General features: G+C 53.4%; 13 protein-coding genes and 1 tRNA gene. All 14 read left to right on the forward strand.

The window, feature by feature from the left end; translation table 11 throughout:
• Positions 1-1193, forward strand: a 1193-nt coding sequence (tuf, locus tag PHACT_RS15805; protein ID WP_070119210.1) for an elongation factor Tu, incomplete at its 5' end; no start/stop codon positions are given.
• 115 nt (positions 1194-1308) lie between these two features.
• A tRNA-Trp gene (locus PHACT_RS15810) sits at positions 1309-1384 on the forward strand.
• Between the two features lie 28 nt (positions 1385-1412).
• A complete protein-coding gene (gene secE, locus PHACT_RS15815) occupies positions 1413-1781 on the forward strand; it encodes a preprotein translocase subunit SecE (RefSeq protein ID WP_070119274.1) in 369 nt (122 codons plus the stop codon).
• A 14-nt stretch (positions 1782-1795) separates the two neighbouring features.
• Positions 1796-2329, forward strand: coding sequence for a transcription termination/antitermination protein NusG (gene nusG, locus PHACT_RS15820; RefSeq protein ID WP_070119264.1), 534 nt, complete (start codon positions 1796-1798; stop codon positions 2327-2329).
• 149 nt (positions 2330-2478) lie between these two features.
• A complete protein-coding gene (gene rplK, locus PHACT_RS15825; RefSeq protein ID WP_070119265.1) occupies positions 2479-2913 on the forward strand; it encodes a 50S ribosomal protein L11 in 435 nt (144 codons plus the stop codon).
• Positions 2914-2916: 3 nt separating this feature from the next.
• Positions 2917-3612: a 50S ribosomal protein L1 gene (gene rplA / locus PHACT_RS15830; protein ID WP_070119266.1), complete on the forward strand. Its 696-nt coding sequence runs from the start codon at positions 2917-2919 to the stop codon at positions 3610-3612.
• Positions 3613-3905: 293 nt separating this feature from the next.
• Complete coding sequence (gene rplJ / locus PHACT_RS15835) at positions 3906-4433, forward strand: 50S ribosomal protein L10 (protein WP_070119267.1); 528 nt, start codon at positions 3906-3908, stop codon at positions 4431-4433.
• Positions 4434-4481: 48 nt separating this feature from the next.
• Positions 4482-4859, forward strand: a complete 378-nt coding sequence (rplL, locus tag PHACT_RS15840) for a 50S ribosomal protein L7/L12 (protein WP_070119268.1) — start codon at positions 4482-4484, stop codon at positions 4857-4859.
• 257 nt (positions 4860-5116) lie between these two features.
• Positions 5117-9202 (forward strand): DNA-directed RNA polymerase subunit beta, encoded by a 4086-nt coding sequence (gene rpoB, locus PHACT_RS15845; RefSeq protein ID WP_070119269.1) that lies wholly within the window; start codon positions 5117-5119, stop codon positions 9200-9202.
• Between the two features lie 76 nt (positions 9203-9278).
• Positions 9279-13505 carry a DNA-directed RNA polymerase subunit beta' gene (gene rpoC / locus PHACT_RS15850; protein ID WP_070119270.1) on the forward strand — a complete coding sequence of 1409 codons (4227 nt, stop codon included), beginning with the start codon at positions 9279-9281 and terminating at the stop codon, positions 13503-13505.
• A 199-nt stretch (positions 13506-13704) separates the two neighbouring features.
• Entirely contained in the window at positions 13705-14079 is a 375-nt protein-coding gene (rpsL, locus tag PHACT_RS15855) for a 30S ribosomal protein S12 (protein WP_070119271.1), read from the forward strand.
• Positions 14080-14180: 101 nt separating this feature from the next.
• Positions 14181-14651: a 30S ribosomal protein S7 gene (gene rpsG, locus PHACT_RS15860; RefSeq protein WP_070119272.1), complete on the forward strand. Its 471-nt coding sequence runs from the start codon at positions 14181-14183 to the stop codon at positions 14649-14651.
• Between the two features lie 40 nt (positions 14652-14691).
• Positions 14692-16788 carry an elongation factor G gene (fusA, locus tag PHACT_RS15865; RefSeq protein ID WP_070119273.1) on the forward strand — a complete coding sequence of 699 codons (2097 nt, stop codon included), beginning with the start codon at positions 14692-14694 and terminating at the stop codon, positions 16786-16788.
• Between the two features lie 53 nt (positions 16789-16841).
• A partial coding sequence (tuf, locus tag PHACT_RS15870; RefSeq protein WP_070119250.1) for an elongation factor Tu occupies positions 16842-18004 on the forward strand: 1163 nt, incomplete at its 3' end.

An 18004-nucleotide genomic window follows, 5' to 3' on the forward strand; every position in this document is an offset into this window, starting at 1 on the left:
TGGCGAAGGGTAAATTTGAACGTAATAAAACACACGTCAACGTTGGCACAATTGGTCACGTTGACCATGGTAAGACAACGCTGACAGCGGCTCTGACACGTGTCTGTGCAGAGATCTGGGGTTCAGGTGAAGCGCGTGCATTCGATCAGATCGATAACGCACCGGAAGAGCGTGAGCGTGGTATCACGATCTCCACAGCGCACGTTGAATACGATTCGCCGAAGCGTCACTACGCGCACGTTGACTGCCCTGGTCACGCTGACTATGTGAAGAACATGATTACCGGTGCTGCGCAGATGGACGGCGCAATCCTGGTGGTATCAGCCGCTGACGGCCCCATGCCGCAGACGCGTGAGCACATCCTGCTGTCACGTCAGGTGGGTGTACCTTACATCGTTGTGTTCATGAACAAAGCGGACATGGTTGACGATGCCGAGCTGCTCGAGCTGGTAGAGATGGAAGTGCGCGAGTTGCTGGATCTGTATGACTTCCCGGGCGACGACACGCCAATCATCATCGGTTCTGCGCTGAAGGCGCTGGAAGGTGATGCGTCTGATATCGGCATGCCTGCGGTACAGAAGCTGGTAGAGACACTGGACGAGTACATTCCTGATCCGGTGCGTGACATTGAGAAGCCGTTCCTGCTGCCAATCGAGGACGTATTCTCGATCTCAGGTCGTGGTACGGTTGTGACCGGTCGTGTAGAGCGCGGTATTGTGAAAGTTGGCGACGAGATGGAAATCATCGGTCTGAAAGACACCGTGAAGACAGTTTGTACCGGTGTTGAGATGTTCCGCAAGCTGCTGGACGAAGGTCGTGCTGGTGAGAACGTGGGCGTGCTGCTGCGTGGCACCAAGCGTGAGGACGTGGAGCGTGGTCAGGTACTGGCCAAGCCGGGTTCAATCACGCCGCATACCAAGTTTGAAGGCGAAGTGTACGTACTGAGCAAGGAAGAAGGCGGTCGTCATACACCGTTCTTCAAAGGTTACCGTCCACAGTTCTACTTCCGTACCACTGACGTGACTGGCGCGGTAGAGCTGCCAGAAGGCGTTGAGATGGTCATGCCTGGTGACAACCTGAAGTTCCTGGTGACGCTGATTGCACCGATCGCGATGGACGAAGGTCTGCGTTTTGCGATTCGTGAAGGCGGCCGTACCGTGGGTGCTGGCGTTGTATCAAAGATTCTTGAGTAATTGTTTAAGTTATCTTTGATGTCAGTACAGGTAGTTGCAAAAGTAAGTTAGCAGGAATAGCACAAGCCGAAACATCCGTAACAGGGGTTTCGGCTTGTGCATCTTGAAAAAGTATAGGCCAGTAGCTCAATTGGCAGAGCGGCGGTCTCCAAAACCGCAGGTTGGGGGTTCGATTCCCTCCTGGCCTGCCATTAAATGGCAGCGCTGAGACAATATATTATGTCGGATAAATCTACTACACAGGCCCCTAAGCAAGATTTGCTGAAGTGGATAGCTGTTGCAGTCATTGTTGCCGGAGGTGTGTACGCAAACGCCTACTTTGCAGCAGAGTCCATTTTGCTTCGTGTTGTGGGTCTGTTGATCCTGGCCGGACTGGCGGGCTGGATTGCGGTGCAGACGGTTAAAGGCGCTGCTTTTCTGAATCTGTGCATAGAAGCCAGAACAGAAATACGTAAAGTGGTCTGGCCAACGCGTCAGGAAACAACCCAGACGACAATTATTGTGCTGGTGGTGGTATTGATAGTTGCCCTGGTGCTCTGGTTGCTCGATACAGCGCTGGGCGCAATCATCTCCAGGATAATTGGCTAGTCAGAGGATTTCAGATGGCAATGCATTGGTATGTGGTTCACGCTTACTCAGGTTATGAAAAAAGAGTAATGCTGGCGCTTAAAGACCGCATCGCCCGGTCTGGCATGGAACACATGTTCGGCGAGGTGTTGGTGCCGACTGAAGAAGTTCTGGAAATGCGTGCCGGACAGAAACGCAAAAGCGAGCGGAAATTTTTCCCCGGTTATGTGCTGGTGGAAATGGAGCTCAATGACGATACCTGGCACATGGTTAAAGATACGCCGCGAGTGCTTGGTTTTATTGGTGGCAAGGCTGACAAGCCTGCGCCTATTTCGGCCCGCGAAGCCAATCGCATTCTTCAGCGTCTTGAAGAGGGTGTGGACAAGCCGCGGCACAAGGTTATTTACGAACCGGGTGAAATGGTGCGTGTGACGGACGGTCCGTTCAACGACTTCACCGGTACCGTGGAAGAAGTGAACTACGAAAAGAATCGTCTGCGCGTGGCGGTGCTTATCTTCGGGCGTTCAACGCCGGTCGAGCTTGAGTTCAGCCAGGTAGAAAAAAGCTGATTGCAGATCCAGTGGATCTGATCAGTGTCTGATAAAGAGAGTTTGCAAAAAAGTGTCTGTTTGCCTGCCAGGGTAAGCAGCGTAACCGGGGAGCTGCATGGGGTTGTTATCAATCCGGATCAGCGTTAATACCCATCAGGAGAGTTAACATGGCAAAGAAAGTCAATGCTTATATCAAGCTTCAGGTGGCTGCAGGTAAAGCCAACCCAAGTCCGCCCGTTGGTCCGGCTCTCGGTCAACACGGTGTTAACATCATGGAGTTCTGTAAAGCGTTTAACGCACAGACTCAAGGTGTGGAGCCAGGTCTGCCGATTCCGGTTGTGATCACGGTTTATGCCGATCGCAGCTTCACGTTTATCACCAAAACGCCTCCCGCGTCAGTTCTGTTGCGTAAAATACTGGGTATTGCCAAGGGCAGTTCACGTCCCAATACCGAGAAAGTCGCTAAGATTACCCGTGCGCAACTGGAAGAAATTGCCACTCAGAAGATGCCGGATCTGACTGCCGCCGATATGGATGCAGCGGTTCGCACACTGGCGGGCACAGCCAGAAGTTCTGGTATTGATGTGGAAGGAGTGGAATAAATCATGGCTAAACTGACCAAGAAACAGCAGTCAATTGCTGCAAAGATTGACAGCACTCGTAGTTACGGCATCGTTGATGCGGTAGCTCTGCTGAATGAATTTGCTTCTCCCAAGTTCAAAGAGTCCATTGATGTGGCCATCAACCTGGGTGTGGATCCGCGCAAATCGGATCAGGTGGTGCGTGGTTCTACATTGTTGCCCAATGGTACCGGTAAAGATGTTCGTGTCGCTGTATTTGCCCAGGGCGATAACGCGACCAAGGCAAAAGACGCTGGCGCCGACATCGTGGGCTTTGATGATCTGGCCGAAAGCATTGCTGCCGGCAACATGGACTTTGACGTCGTTATTGCAACGCCGGATGCCATGCGCGTTGTTGGTAAGCTGGGCCAGGTTCTGGGTCCTCGCGGTCTGATGCCAAACCCAAAAGTGGGGACGGTGACTGCCGACGTAGCTACTGCAGTCAAGAACGCCAAAGCTGGTCAGGTACGTTACCGTACTGACAAGAAAGGCATCATTCATGGCGCTATCGGTAAAATCGGTTTTAATGCTGATGCCATCGAAGGCAACCTTGAAGCCCTGATTGCTGACCTGAAAAAGGCCAAGCCAGCGTCATCAAAAGGCATCTACATTCAGAAAGTGGTCCTGTCTTCGACAATGGGCCCCGGCGTACTGGTAGATCACGCCTCTCTGAAAGCCTGATTCTTTCGAATTGTGACACGGGCCCATCGCTGGGCCCGTGTTCAAGACTTTGGGGTTTTGTCTGCTCGTGCAGCAGGCAGGGCTATCAAAGACCGTAGGTGTTGTTGTTCCGGGGGCAGTTTGCCGAGGCAGCGACTTAATTTCCTACGCAGATGGTGTAACCCGTTCGGAAACTTCCGGACATTTCACCAGTTAATCCTGGTTTGACCATGACTCAGAGTATCGGGTCAGACGCAAGCCAGGGCAAAACAACAAGGGCAGCCTTCGGGAGGCCCGTATCAGGAGTAAAGCTAGTGGCTATTAGGCTTGAAGACAAAAAGCAAATCGTCTCGGAAGTCAATGAAGCTGCTACCAGTGCTTTGTCTGCAGTACTCGCCGATTATCGCGGTGTGTCTGTATCTGACCTGACGTCGTTGCGCAAAGTCGCACGCGAAAACGGTGTGTATCTGCGCGTTGTGCGTAATACCCTGTTGAAGCGCGCGGTTGCGAGCACCGACTACGAGTGCCTTAATCCGGTGCTGACAGGTCCGACCATTCTTGCATTTTCCATGGAAGATCCGGGCGCCGCTGCACGCGTGCTGAAGGATTTCGCCAAAGGCAATGACAAGTTTGAGGTTAAAGCGCTGTCAATTGGTGGCAAGTTACTGGGTGCCGACCAGCTCGACGCATTGGCAAGTCTGCCTACTTATGATCAGGCAGTTTCTCTGTTGATGAGTGTCATGCTGGCGCCGGTTACCAAACTTGCACGTACTTTCAACGAAGTGCCCACCAAGGTTACGCGTGCGGTTGCCGCAGTTCGTGACCAGAAGCAAGCAGCATAAAACCGAAACGATACAGTTAAATAAATTTATTATTAGGAGATGTGAGTCATGGCTCTGTCTAAAGACGATATTCTGAATGCAATTGCTGAAATGTCAGTAATGGATGTGGTTGAACTGGTTTCCGCTATGGAAGAGAAGTTCGGTGTTTCTGCTGCTGCAGCTGTTGCTGCTGCTGGTCCTGCTGCTGCAGGCCCTGCTGAAGCCGCTGAAGAGAAGACCGAGTTCGACATCGTTCTGACTGGTGCAGGCGAGAAGAAAGTTAACGTGATCAAGGTTGTTCGTACAATCACTGGTCTGGGTCTGAAAGAAGCAAAAGACCTGGTTGACGGCGCGCCATCAACAGTGAAAGAAGCAGCAAGCAAAGCTGAAGCGGAAGATGCCAAGAAGCAGCTGGAAGAAGCCGGCGCTACTGTAGAGCTGAAGTAATTCGCTTGAGAGCAGTATGAATTAAGTACCGGCAGGGAGCGAAGCTCTCTGTCGGTGTTTAATGTTTTGGTGTTTGGCCAACAGCATTTTTCTCTTTTCGGCTGTCAATCAAAAAGAGAACGATTTAAGAATGAGATAGTGGGGTGTATCTGTGCGGCGACAAATTGACCGCGCACGGACACAGAAAGTCAGCTCACGAGCGCTGCGCAGGTTCGTCGTCGGCTGACATAGAGAACATACTTGCTAGGAAAACACTAATGGCCTATTCGTATACAGAGAAGAAACGTATCCGTAAAGACTTTGGTAAATTGCCAGTTGCCATGGATATACCATATCTGTTGTCAACGCAGATTGACTCTTACAGGCAGTTTGCCCAAGCAGAAGTATCCCCGGCGGATCGCCAGGAACAGGGCTTGCACGCGGCATTTAAATCGGTGTTTCCCATCGTCAGCTACTCGGGTAAGGCGATTCTCGAGTATGTCAGCTACGAGCTTGGGAAGCCGGTATTTGACGTTAAAGAATGTCAATTGCGTGGAACCACTTATTCTGCCTCTCTGCGTGTACGCGTGCGGTTGATTCTTTACGATAAAGAATCCACAACCCAGGCGATCAAGGACATCAAAGAGCAAGAAGTTTACATGGGCGAAATTCCGCTCATGACCGATAGCGGTACCTTCGTCATCAACGGTACCGAGCGGGTGGTTGTGTCTCAGTTGCACCGTTCACCTGGCGTCTTTTTTGACCATGACCGGGGCAAAACCCACAGCTCCGGCAAGTTGCTTTATTCTGCGCGTATTATTCCTTACCGTGGTTCATGGCTGGACTTCGAGTTTGATCCCAAAGATCTGGTCTTTGTGCGTATTGACCGTCGTCGTAAGCTGCCAGCGACAGTATTGCTGCGGGCGCTCGACTACACCGCCGAGCAGATTCTGGCCATGTTCTACGAGAACAACAGCTATCGATTGGGCAAAAGCACTGAAGAGCTCATGCTTGAGCTGGTGCCCTCACGCCTGCGCGGTGAAGTTCTGAACTTTGACGTTGTTGATAAAAAAGGCGAAGTCATTGTCGAAAGTGGTCGACGTATTACAGCGCGACATATTCGTCAGATGGAAAAATCAAAGCTGGCCGAGTTGAAAGTCAGTGCCGAGTTCCTGGCCGGCCAGTCGCTGGCCCACGACGTTGTTAACCCTGATACCGGCGAAGTCCTGTTCGAATGCAACTCGCTGGTCAGCGCTGATGTGCTGGCCGCGATGCTCGCTGCTGGCATCAAGAAGTTCGAAACGATTTATACCAACGAGCTGGACTGCGGTCCGTTTGTGTCGGAAACCCTGCGTATCGACAGCACGACGTCGCGCCTTGATGCGCTGGTGGAAATCTACCGCATGATGCGTCCGGGCGAGCCGCCCACCAAGGACTCTGCAGAGAATCTGTTCTCCAACCTGTTTTTCTCGCAGGAGCGTTACGACCTGTCAGCTGTTGGGCGTATGAAGTTCAACCGTCGTCTGGGTCGCGAAGAGGCCACAGGTGAGGCAGTGCTCAGCGTTGACGATATCGTTGATGTGTTAAAAACACTGGTCGCGATCCGTAACGGTTTCGGCACTGTGGATGATATCGATCACCTGGGTAACCGACGTATCCGTTCTGTTGGCGAAATGGCCGAGAACCAGTTCCGGGTTGGCCTGGTGCGTGTTGAGCGCGCGGTCAAAGAACGCCTGAGCATGGCTGATTCTGAAGGTCTGATGCCGCAGGATATGATCAATGCCAAACCGGTCGCTGCCGCCATCAAGGAATTCTTTGGTTCCAGCCAGCTGTCCCAGTTTATGGACCAGAATAACCCGCTGTCGGAAGTGACGCACAAGCGTCGCGTATCCGCCCTCGGGCCAGGCGGTCTGACCCGTGAACGTGCCGGTTTTGAAGTTCGCGACGTACATCCGACGCACTACGGCCGTGTGTGCCCGATCGAGACACCTGAAGGCCCGAACATCGGCCTGATCAACTCGATGGCGACGTATGCCCGTACCAACAGCTACGGCTTTCTGGAAAGCCCGTATCGTCGGGTTATCGACGGCAAGGTCACCAAAGAAATCGATTACCTGTCCGCGATTGACGAAGGCCAGTATGTTATTGCGCAGGCAAGTGCGAACCTCGACAAGAAAATGCAGTTTGTCGATAACCTGGTGACCGTGCGTTACAACGGCGAAACCACGTTAATGCCCAAAGAACAGATCAACTACATGGACGTGTCGCCGCAGCAGATGGTGTCAGTCGCGGCCGCATTGATTCCGTTCCTTGAGCACGATGACGCGAACCGGGCCCTGATGGGGTCAAACATGCAGCGTCAGGCTGTACCCACGCTGCGTGGCGAAACACCGCTGATCGGCACGGGTCTTGAGCGCAATGTTGCACATGACTCTGGTGTCTGCGTTGTCGCTGACCACGGTGGTGTGATCGAGAGCGTTGATGCCTCACGTATTATCGTACGTGTCAGTGATGAAGAGACCCAGGCCGGTGAAGCCGGTGTGGATATCTACAACCTGACCAAGTACACACGTTCGAACCAGAACACCTGCATTACGCAGAAGCCTCTGGTAAAAGAAGGCGACCGCATTGCCCGTGGCGACATACTCGCTGACGGTCCGTCCATTGATATCGGTGAGCTGGCTCTGGGTCAGAACATGCGCATCGCGTTCATGCCATGGAACGGTTACAACTTCGAGGACTCGATTCTGATCTCGGAGCGTGTTGTCAGCGAAGATCGTCTGACCACAATCCATATTCAGGAACTGACCTGTGTGGCGCGAGATACCAAGCTGGGCTCAGAGGAAATCTCTTCCGATATCCCCAATGTTGGTGAAGGTGCACTGGGTAAACTGGACGAGTCCGGCATTGTATATATCGGTGCAGAAGTAGGCGCTGGTGACATTCTGGTGGGCAAGGTGACGCCAAAAGGCGAAACCCAGCTGACGCCGGAAGAAAAGCTGCTGCGCGCCATCTTCGGTGAGAAAGCGTCCGATGTTAAGGACACCTCACTGCGCGTGCCATCCAGTGTTAAAGGCACCGTGATTGATGTTCAGGTCTTTACCCGTGACGGTCTTGAAAAAGACATGCGCGCCAAAGAGATTGAAAAGTCTCAGCTCGACAAGGTTCGTAAAGACATCAACGATGAATTCCGCATCGTACAGGGTGCTACCTTCTATCGTCTGAAACAGGCGCTGGTTGGCAAAACTGTTGCGGGTGGTCCCGGTCTGAAGAAAGGCGCGGAACTGACTGAAGAGTATCTGGATAAACTCTCTGCAGACGACTGGTTCAAATTGCGTCTGGCGGATGAGGAACTGAATAAGCAGCTGGAGCTGGCGGAAGCGCAATTGCTGCGTCGCCGTGCAGACCTGGATGAGCGTTTTGAAGACAAGAAACGCAAGCTGGTTCAGGGTGATGACCTGGCGCCGGGTGTGCTGAAAATCGTCAAGGTTTACCTGGCCATCAAACGCCGGATTCAGCCGGGCGACAAAATGGCCGGCCGTCATGGTAACAAGGGTGTCATCTCGTCCATCATGCCAGTCGAAGACATGCCGTTTGATGAATCCGGCAACCCGGTTGATGTGGTACTTAACCCGCTGGGCGTACCTTCACGTATGAACGTGGGTCAGGTGCTGGAAACTCACCTGGGTGCTGCCTCGGTCGGATTGGGTATGCGCATCAACAAGATGCTGGAGGAGCGCCGCAAAGTAGACGATGTCCGCAAGTTGCTGGATGAAATCTACAATACGGTGGGCAACAAAAAAGAGGCGCTTGATGAATTCAGCGATGAAGAAATCATGGAGCTGGCAAACAACCTGAAGTCCGGTGTGCCGATGGCGACGCCTGTATTTGATGGCGCCAATGAAGGTGAAATCAAGCAGATGCTGAAGCTGGCAGGTATCGACGAAAGTGGGCAGGTAACGCTGTACGACGGCCGTACCGGCAATGCATTCGATCGCAAGGTGACAGTGGGCATCATGTATATGCTGAAACTGAACCACCTGGTTGATGACAAGATGCATGCGCGTTCCACAGGTTCTTACAGCCTTGTTACGCAGCAACCGCTGGGTGGTAAAGCGCAGTTCGGTGGTCAGCGCTTCGGTGAGATGGAAGTCTGGGCACTGGAAGCTTACGGTGCTGCCTATACATTGCAGGAAATGTTGACAGTGAAGTCTGATGACGTGGCTGGCCGTACCAAGATGTATAAAAACATCGTCGATGGTGATCATCGTATGGAGCCTGGCATGCCAGAGTCGTTCAATGTGCTGCTGAAAGAGATCCGATCACTGGGTATCGACATGGAGCTGGAAGTCTCCGGTAAGTAAGGGGCGGAAACAAGCACCATAAAGAATCGCTGATTTTGTGATGCCTGCTGCAAGACAGCAGGCGGAGGAAAGTAGAATGAAAGACTTGCTGGGATTACTGAAGTCACAATCACAATCCGATGAATTTGACTCGATCCGTATCGGCCTTGCCTCTCCGGAGATGATTCGCGCCTGGTCATTTGGCGAAGTCAAAAAGCCGGAAACCATTAATTACCGTACGTTCAAGCCTGAGCGTGATGGTCTTTTCTGCGCCAAGATTTTTGGTCCGGTTAAGGACTACGAGTGCCTGTGTGGGAAGTACAAGCGCCTGAAGCATCGTGGCGTAATCTGCGAGAAGTGCGGCGTTGAAGTTGCCCTGTCCAAGGTGCGTCGTGAGCGCATGGGGCATATCGAACTGGCCAGCCCGGTTGCGCACATCTGGTTCCTGAAATCACTGCCTTCGCGTATTGGTTTGCTGCTGGATATGACGCTGCGTGATATCGAACGTATTCTGTACTTCGAATCATTTGTAGTGACCGACCCGGGCATGACCACGCTGGAAAAAGGTCAGTTGCTGACAGACGAGCAATACTATGAGGCGATGGAAGAGTTCAGCGATGAATTCGATGCCAAGATGGGTGCCGAGGCAATCCAGCAGTTGATGCGTGACATCGACCTGACGGAAGAAGTTAACCGTCTGCGCGAAGAGATTCCTGCCACCAATTCGGAAACCAAGCTGAAGAAGCTGTCCAAGCGACTGAAGCTGCTGGAAGCGTTCGCCGAATCAGGCAACAAGCCGGAATGGATGGTGTTGACCGTATTGCCAGTACTGCCACCGGATCTGCGTCCACTGGTACCGCTGGATGGTGGTCGTTTTGCGACGTCTGACCTCAACGATCTTTATCGTCGCGTGATCAACCGTAACAACCGCCTCAAGCGTCTGCTGGACCTGAACGCACCGGACATCATCGTGCGTAACGAAAAGCGTATGCTACAGGAAGCAGTGGATGCGCTGCTCGACAATGGTCGTCGTGGCCGTGCCATCACCGGCTCCAACAAGCGTCCGTTGAAGTCACTGGCAGACATGATCAAGGGTAAGCAGGGTCGTTTCCGTCAGAACCTGCTGGGCAAGCGCGTAGACTACTCCGGTCGTTCGGTGATTGTGGTCGGTCCGACGTTGCGTCTGCATCAGTGCGGTCTGCCCAAGAAAATGGCGCTGGAACTGTTCAAGCCGTTCATTTTCGGCAAGCTTGAGCGTCGCGGACTGGCGACAACCATCAAAGCTGCCAAGAAAATGGTTGAGCGTGAAACACCGGAAGTCTGGGATATCCTGGCTGAAGTGATTCGCGAACACCCGGTCATGTTGAACCGTGCACCAACGCTTCACCGTCTTGGTATTCAGGCATTTGAGCCGGTACTGATTGAAGGCAAGGCGATTCAGCTGCACCCGTTGGTGTGTGCTGCCTATAACGCCGACTTTGACGGTGACCAGATGGCTGTTCACGTACCGTTGACGCTGGAAGCCCAGCTGGAAGCGCGTACGCTGATGATGTCCACTAACAACATTCTGGCGCCCGCCAGTGGTGACCCGATTATTGTACCGTCGCAGGACGTAGTTTTGGGTCTTTACTACATGACCCGCGAGCGTGTTAATGGCAAGGGCGAAGGCATGATCTTCGCTGATGTCAGCGAAGTGAAGCGTGCTTACGATACCGGTCACGCTGACCTGCAGGCACGCATCAAGGTGCGTATTGACGATTTCGAACTGAACGACGCCGGTGAAAAGACCAGCGTTCGCCGCATGGTTGATACGACCGTTGGCCGCGTTCTGTTGTTTGCCATTGTGCCGGCCGGGCTGCCATTCGCCATGGTTAACCAGAAGATGACCAAAAAGCAGATTTCAGGAATCCTGAATGCCTGTTACCGAAATGTCGGATTGAAAGAAACCGTTATCTTCGCTGACCAGCTGATGTACACCGGTTACCGTTATTCAACGGTTTCAGGCTCGTCAATCGGCGTTAATGACTTTGTAATTCCGGATGCCAAAGCCAAGATCATTGGTCAGGCGGAGTCCGAAGTGGAAGAGATCGAAAACCAGTATGCCTCCGGTCTGGTTACCCAGGGCGAGAAGTACAACAAGGTTATCGATATCTGGTCGCGCGCCAATGACCTGGTCGCCAAGGCGATGATGGAAGGCCTGTCTACCGAGCCTGTGATCAATAAAGAAGGCAAGGAAGAGCGGCAGGAATCGTTTAACTCGGTTTATATCTACGCTGACTCGGGTGCTCGTGGTTCGCCTGCGCAGATTCGTCAGCTGGCGGGTATGCGTGGTCTGATGGCACGTCCTGATGGCTCCATCATCGAGACGCCGATCACGGCAAACTTCCGTGAAGGCCTGAGCGTTGTGCAGTACTTTACCTCTACGCACGGTGCCCGTAAGGGTCTGGCGGATACGGCATTGAAGACGGCCAACTCGGGTTACCTGACACGTCGTCTGGTTGATATTTCGCAGGATCTGGTTATCACAGAAGAAGACTGTGGTACCGAAGACGGTCTGGTAATGAGCCCGATCATCGAAGGCGGCGATATCATCGCGGCGCTGGGCGAGCGGGTACTGGGTCGTGTGTTGATTCGCGATGCAGTTGATCAGCAGTCTGGTGAAGTACTGATTGAAGCAGGCACCATGCTTGACGAGAAAATGGTCGACCGCCTGGAAACCATGGGTATCGACGAAGTTTACGTCCGCTCTGCCATTACCTGTGATACCCGTTTTGGTATCTGCCGACAGTGTTACGGTCGTGACCTTGCACGTGGCCACCTGGCCAACGTGGGCGAGGCCATCGGCGTTATCGCGGCGCAGTCCATCGGCGAGCCTGGTACACAGCTGACCATGCGTACCTTCCACATCGGTGGTGCGGCATCGCGGGCGACAGCGGCGGATAACGTTCAGATTCGTACCACTGGTTCGGTACACCTGCACAACATGAAGACGGTGGAAAATGTCGCTGGCGGACTGGTTGTGGTGTCTCGCTCCGGTGAGCTGATCGTCAACGACGAATCTGGTCGCGAGCGTGAGAAATACAAACTGCCTTACGGTGCCGTGGTTACACTGGCGGCAGATCGTAAAGTTGAAGCCGGTCAGGTTGTGGCGACCTGGGATCCGCACACTCACCCGATTATTTCGGAAGTGGCCGGTAAAGTTGCCTTCTCCAGCATGGAAGAAGGCCTGACTGTGCGTCGTCAGACTGACGAAGTCACCGGTCTGTCCAGCCTGTCCGTGATCGACCCGGCTGAGCGTCCGACGGCTGCAAAAGAGCTGCGACCTGCGGTGAACCTGCTGGATGCCAAAGGCAAGGAAATCAACATTCCGGGCACCACCATGCCGGCGGTGTACTTCCTGCCGTCCAACTCCATCATCGGGGTGCAGGACGGTGCGGACCTGAGCGTGGGTGACGTTATTGCCCGTATTCCTCAGGAAGGCTCCAAGACTCGAGACATCACCGGTGGTCTGCCGCGTGTTGCCGACCTGTTTGAGGCGCGCAAACCGAAAGAGCCTGCCATCCTGGCGGAGATCTCCGGTACGGTCAGCTTTGGTAAGGAAACTAAAGGCAAGCGTCGCCTGATGATTACGCCGAAAGAAGGCGATTCGATGCCGGATGGCAGCTCTCATTACGAGGCGCTGATTCCGAAGTGGCGTCAGATGACGGTCTTCGAAGGTGAGTTCATCGAAAAAGGTGAAGTGGTTTCAGACGGCCCGCCCTCGCCGCACGATATTCTGCGCCTCAAAGGTGTGTCAGCGCTGGCTGAATACATCGTTAATGAGGTTCAGGAAGTGTATCGACTGCAGGGTGTGCGCATCAATGACAAGCACATTGAAGTGATCGTGCGTCAGATGCTGCGTAAAGTGGAAATCAAGGAGCCGGGTGATTCCGGTCTGATCCGCGGTGAGCAGGTAATGATCACCCAGGTGCTGGAAGAGAATGACAAGCTGCGCGCAGCAGGCAAGATCGAGGCGCAGTACCAGCGCGAACTGCTGGGTATCACCAAGGCATCGCTGGCCACCGAGTCATTTATTTCGGCGGCCTCGTTCCAGGAAACAACACGGGTTCTGACCGAAGCTGCGGTTACCGGGAAGCGCGACTTCCTGCGTGGTTTGAAAGAGAACGTGGTGGTAGGGCGACTGATACCTGCGGGTACCGGCCTGGCCTATCACGAAGCGCGTCGTCAGGCGTCCGCTGCCAACAAGGCTTTCGAAGAAAGCCCTGGTGTCACAGCGAGCGAAGTAGAAGCGGCGTTGACCGAGGCATTGAAAACAGGGGTGTAGGCAGTCGCCACCGTTGTCTGATTTGCTAAACCAGTTGGCTATTTAAGTTGACTACAGGGTGCGAGATCTTTAAACTCTCGCATCCTTTACTCTGGGGATTGTCCTGAACTGCGGCCTGAACAGCTCGCGGCAGGGGGCTATACCCCGGAGTATTTGAATTTATATGCCAAGTTTGACACAACAAGTCCAGGAGTAATGAATGGCAACTATCAACCAGTTGGTTCGTAAACCAAGACAGAGCAAGGTCGCCAAGAGCGACGTACCTGCTCTGCAAGGTTGCCCGCAAAAACGAGGCGTGTGCACCCGCGTCTACACAACAACACCAAAGAAGCCAAACTCAGCACTGCGAAAGGTTTGCCGTGTGCGTTTGACCAATGGTTACGAAGTCACTTCCTATATTGGTGGTGAAGGTCACAACCTGCAGGAACACTCCGTGGTCCTGATTCGTGGCGGTCGTGTAAAAGACCTTCCCGGTGTGCGTTATCACACAGTTCGCGGCAGCTTGGATACATCTGGCGTTGCAGCGCGTCGCCAGGGCCGTTCCAAGTACGGTGCCAAGCGACCGAAGTCCTGATTTAAGAATTTTATATAAATAGATAACCAGTAAGGCTGTGTGGCGTCGGGGCAAGGGTTTCGACGTGAATCGCAGATCGACCTGAATTGATGAGGTGATTTATGCCCAGAAGAAGAGTGGCAGCAAAACGAGAAATTCTGCCTGATGCAAAGTACGGCAGTAAAATCCTGGCCAAGTTCATGAATCACGTAATGGAAGATGGCAAAAAATCCGTTGCGGAGAAAATTGTATACGGTTCGCTGGACGTGGTCGCCAAGAACACAGGCAGCGATGCCCTGGATGCCTTTGAAAAGGCGCTGGACGCGATTGCACCGATGGTTGAGGTGAAATCACGTCGTGTAGGTGGTGCAACCTACCAGGTTCCTGTTGAAGTGCGCGCCGAGCGACGCAGTGCACTGGCCATGCGATGGCTGGTAGAGCACGCGCGCAAGCGTGGTGAGAAGTCCATGGCATTGCGCCTGGCTGGCGAAATCTCTGATGCGGCTCAGGGTCGCGGCAGCGCCGTCAAGAAACGTGAAGATGTGCACCGTATGGCAGAAGCCAACAAAGCGTTCTCGCACTACCGTTTCTAATTACCAATAAACTCATTTAGTTAAAGATATAGGTGCGATTGTGGCCAGAAGAACCCCATTAAGCCGTTACAGAAATATCGGCATCGTCGCTCACGTCGATGCGGGTAAAACAACGACGACTGAGCGCGTACTGTTTTACACGGGTATGAACCACAAGATTGGTGAGGTTCATGACGGCGCAGCCACCATGGACTGGATGGAGCAGGAGCAGGAGCGTGGTATTACCATCACATCTGCTGCTGTAACCACATTCTGGAAAGGCATGTATCAGCAGTACGACGAGCACCGTGTCAATGTTATTGACACCCCCGGACACGTTGACTTCACCATTGAGGTTGAGCGTTCCCTGCGTGTTCTTGATGGCGCTGTTGTTGTGCTGTGTGGCTCTTCAGGCGTACAGCCGCAAACCGAAACAGTGTGGCGCCAGGCCAACCGTTATGAAGTACCGCGCGTGATCTTTGTAAACAAGATGGACCGTGCTGGTGCTGACTTTCTGAAAGTGGTAAAGCAGGTTAAAGAGCGCCTGGGTGCTGTGCCTGTGCCCATGCAGCTGGCCATCGGCTCGGAAGAAACCTTCCGTGGCGTTGTCGACCTGGTGAAGATGAAAAGCATCGTCTGGAGCGAGGAAGATCAGGGCATCACCATGACCTACGAAGATATTCCCGCCGATATGCAGGAAGCAGCCGACAAATGGCACGAGTTCATGGTTGAGTCGGCGGCAGAAGCCAACGAAGACGTAATGAACAAGTACCTCGAAGGCGAAGAGCTGACAGAGGAAGAAATCAAGGCAGGTATCCGTCAGCGCACGTTGGCTGGCGAAATCGTGCCGACATTCTGTGGATCTGCCTTCAAGAACAAGGGTGTACAGGCAGTGCTGGACGCTGTGGTCGATTACCTGCCTTCCCCGACGGAAGTGAAGGATATCGAAGGTACGCTGGAAGATGGCAGCGTTGTGCGCTGTGAGTCTGACGATTCTGCGCCATTCGCCGCGCTGGCGTTCAAGATTGCGACGGACCCGTTTGTGGGTACACTGACGTTCTTCCGCGTTTACTCCGGTACGCTGAATTCAGGCGATGCGGTATACAACTCGGTCAAGAGCAAGAAAGAGCGTGTTGGTCGTATGGTGCAGATGCGCGCTAATAACCGTGATGAAATCAAACAGGTGATGGCTGGCGATATCGCTGCCGCCATTGGTCTGAAAGACGTGACCACGGGTGAGACCCTGTGTGACCCGAATCGTATCGTTATTCTGGAAAAAATGGATTTCCCGGATCCCGTGATCTCAGTGGCAGTTGAGCCTAAGACCAAGGCAGACCAGGAGAAAATGGGCATCGCACTGGGCAAGCTGGCTCAGGAAGATCCCTCTTTCCGTGTAGAGACTGACGAAGAGTCAGGTCAGACCATTATCTCTGGTATGGGTGAGCTTCACCTGGACGTTCTGGTTGACCGCATGCGTCGTGAATTTGGTGTTGAAGCCAATATCGGTAAGCCGCAGGTTGCCTACCGTGAGACCATCCGCAAGAAAGTTGAAGTGGAAGGTAAGCACGTCAAGCAGTCTGGTGGTCGTGGTCAGTTTGGTCATGTCTGGTTGCGTCTTGAGCCGCTGCCGGCTGATGAAGAATATCAGTTTGTTAACGAAATCGTTGGTGGTGCTATTCCGCGTGAATACATCCCTGCTGTCGACAAGGGCGTGCAGGAGCAGATGAAGAACGGCTGTATCGCCGGTTATCCGTTGCTGGCCATGAAGGTTACCGTTTTTGATGGCTCCTTCCACGACGTTGACTCCAGTGAAATGGCGTTCAAGATCGCAGGCTCCATGGCGCTGAAAAAAGGTGCTATACAGGCGGACGCGGTGTTGCTCGAGCCTATCATGAGTGTTGAAGTTGTCACGCCCGAAGAGAACATGGGTGACGTGATGGGCGACCTTAACCGTCGTCGTGGTATGGTGCAGGGTATGGATGACACTTCCAGCGGGAAAGTGATTGATGCTGAAGTGCCATTGTCGGAAATGTTTGGTTATGCCACAGACTTGCGCTCCATTTCTCAGGGTCGTGCAACATACACGATGGAATTCCTGAAGTACGGTGAAGTGCCATCGAATATTGCTGAAGGCATTATCACCAAGAACAAAGGCTGATCGCTGGTCACTGGATTTTTTACTTATTAAGACTTGTTTTGTGAGGTGTTATTGTGGCGAAGGGTAAATTTGAACGTAATAAAACACACGTCAACGTTGGCACAATTGGTCACGTTGACCATGGTAAGACAACGCTGACAGCGGCTCTGACACGTGTCTGTGCAGAGATCTGGGGTTCAGGTGAAGCGCGTGCATTCGATCAGATCGATAACGCACCGGAAGAGCGTGAGCGTGGTATCACGATCTCCACAGCGCACGTTGAATACGATTCGCCGAAGCGTCACTACGCGCACGTTGACTGCCCTGGTCACGCTGACTATGTGAAGAACATGATTACCGGTGCTGCGCAGATGGACGGCGCAATCCTGGTGGTATCAGCCGCTGACGGCCCCATGCCGCAGACGCGTGAGCACATCCTGCTGTCACGTCAGGTGGGTGTACCTTACATCGTTGTGTTCATGAACAAAGCGGACATGGTTGACGATGCCGAGCTGCTCGAGCTGGTAGAGATGGAAGTGCGCGAGTTGCTGGATCTGTATGACTTCCCGGGCGACGACACGCCAATCATCATCGGTTCTGCGCTGAAGGCGCTGGAAGGTGATGCGTCTGATATCGGCATGCCTGCGGTACAGAAGCTGGTAGAGACACTGGACGAGTACATTCCTGATCCGGTGCGTGACATTGAGAAGCCGTTCCTGCTGCCAATCGAGGACGTATTCTCGATCTCAGGTCGTGGTACGGTTGTGACCGGTCGTGTAGAGCGCGGTATTGTGAAAGTTGGCGACGAGATGGAAATCATCGGTCTGAAAGACACCGTGAAGACAGTTTGTACCGGTGTTGAGATGTTCCGCAAGCTGCTGGACGAAGGTCGTGCTGGTGAGAACGTGGGCGTGCTGCTGCGTGGCACCAAGCGTGAGGACGTGGAGCGTGGTCAGGTACTGGCCAAGCCGGGTTCAATCACGCCGCATACCAAGTTTGAAGGCGAAGTGTACGTACTGAGCAAGGAAGAAGGCGGTCGTCATACACCGTTCTTCAAAGGTTACCGTCCACAGTTCTACTTCCGTACCACTGACGTGACTGGCGCGGTAGAGCTGCCAGAAGGCGTTGAGATGGTCATGCCTGGTGACAACCTGAAGTTCCTGGTGACGCTGATTGCACCGATCGCGATGGACGAAGGTCTGCGTTTTGCGATTCGTGAAGGCGGCCGTACCGTGGG

The sequence above is a fragment of the Pseudohongiella acticola genome, from assembly GCF_001758195.1.
In the GTDB taxonomy this organism is placed as follows: domain Bacteria; phylum Pseudomonadota; class Gammaproteobacteria; order Pseudomonadales; family Pseudohongiellaceae; genus Pseudohongiella; species Pseudohongiella acticola.

Coding starts and splice junctions, on each gene's coding strand:
- secE (WP_070119274.1), top strand. CDS start 1,413: ATGTCGGATAAATCTACTACACAGGCCCCTAAGCAAGATTTGCTGAAG.
- rpoB (WP_070119269.1), top strand. CDS start 5,117: ATGGCCTATTCGTATACAGAGAAGAAACGTATCCGTAAAGACTTTGGT.
- rplK (WP_070119265.1), top strand. CDS start 2,479: ATGGCAAAGAAAGTCAATGCTTATATCAAGCTTCAGGTGGCTGCAGGT.
- rpoC (WP_070119270.1), top strand. CDS start 9,279: ATGAAAGACTTGCTGGGATTACTGAAGTCACAATCACAATCCGATGAA.
- rplA (WP_070119266.1), top strand. CDS start 2,917: ATGGCTAAACTGACCAAGAAACAGCAGTCAATTGCTGCAAAGATTGAC.
- nusG (WP_070119264.1), top strand. CDS start 1,796: ATGGCAATGCATTGGTATGTGGTTCACGCTTACTCAGGTTATGAAAAA.
- rpsL (WP_070119271.1), top strand. CDS start 13,705: ATGGCAACTATCAACCAGTTGGTTCGTAAACCAAGACAGAGCAAGGTC.
- rpsG (WP_070119272.1), top strand. CDS start 14,181: ATGCCCAGAAGAAGAGTGGCAGCAAAACGAGAAATTCTGCCTGATGCA.
- rplL (WP_070119268.1), top strand. CDS start 4,482: ATGGCTCTGTCTAAAGACGATATTCTGAATGCAATTGCTGAAATGTCA.